This is a genomic window from Phyllobacterium sp. P5_D12 (assembly GCF_054049495.1).
On record NZ_JBFUMG010000920.1, the window covers coordinates 1 to 1,168 of the forward strand.

A 1,168-nucleotide genomic window follows, 5' to 3' on the forward strand; every position below is an offset into this window, starting at 1 on the left:
TCACAAAGCTGAACCTGGGATACAGACGCAGGAAGCGCAACTCGGGAACGGCGCGTTCATCACGGAGTCATTCGGGGGTGCATGGAACGATCCGGCAAACTAGACGGTAAGACATATTGTTTCGGTGACTATCGGTTCATTCCAAACCGGCAACTGTTGATGCTTGGCGACAACCCGCTGCGGGTGGGAGCCCGTGCTCTCGATCTGCTCCACCTGCTCCTCATCCACGCGGGGGAAGTCGTCGGCAAGGATCAGCTGATGAGCTTCGTCTGGCCGGACACCTTCGTGCATGAAAGCAATCTGAAGGTCAACATCGCCGCCTTGCGCCGTGCTCTTCGGCTACGGTCCTCAGGACTATCGTGCATCGCCACTGTAAGCGGCCGCGGCTATCGCTTTGTCGCGCCGCTGCGTGTCTATGGAGGAGATCACTCGCCGTCTGCTTTCGATTCTGGCAAGGCGGTAGCGAGAGAACTGCCGAACATCGCGCCGATCATTGGTCGCGATCAAGTAATCGCCGCGCTCGAAGCCAAGCTTGCGACGGAAAAATTAGTGACTGTTGTCGGCCCGGCCGGAGTCGGCAAAACGACCGTCGCATTGGCCACAGCGAGCCACCTTCTGAAACGCTATGACGATGGTGTTTGCTTCGTAGATCTCGCCACCATCGGTGACCCACAGCTTGTAGCCGCGACGATTGCGGCTTCGCTGGGCGTTAGCGGCAAATGGACCAATGTGCTTGCCGGCATCGTCGAAACATTGCGGGATTGCGAAATGCTGCTTGTGCTCGACAATTGCGAGCATGTTCTGAGCACGACATCCGCCATCGCGGAGCATCTGAGGCTGGCGATTCCCAGCATCCACATCATTGCGACGAGCCGGGAACCGCTCCGCTCGCGGTCCGAGAATGTCTATCGTTTGTCTCCGCTCCCATATCCAGACGAGAACGGTGGCACCAACCGAAAGGATGCCCTGGCTTTTGCTGCCGTCGAGCTCTTTGTCAGGACGGCACATGAGGCGTGTGGCTACGTGTTAGATGACATGGATGCCCCTAAGGTGGCGACCATTTGCCGACGTCTCGACGGCATCGCGCTTGCGATCGAACTCGCCGCGTCGAGGCTGGCGACTATGGATCTGGCAACCTTGCTCGGTCTTCTCGAACGCAGCTTTGAGC

General features: G+C 58.5%; 1 protein-coding gene. It reads left to right on the forward strand.

Going from position 1 to position 1,168, the window contains the following annotated elements; translation table 11 throughout:
• Positions 1 to 159 precede the first annotated feature (159 nt).
• On the forward strand, positions 160 to 1,168 hold a 1,009-nt coding region (locus ACXJ5O_RS27635), incomplete at its 3' end, for a winged helix-turn-helix domain-containing protein (protein WP_457302700.1).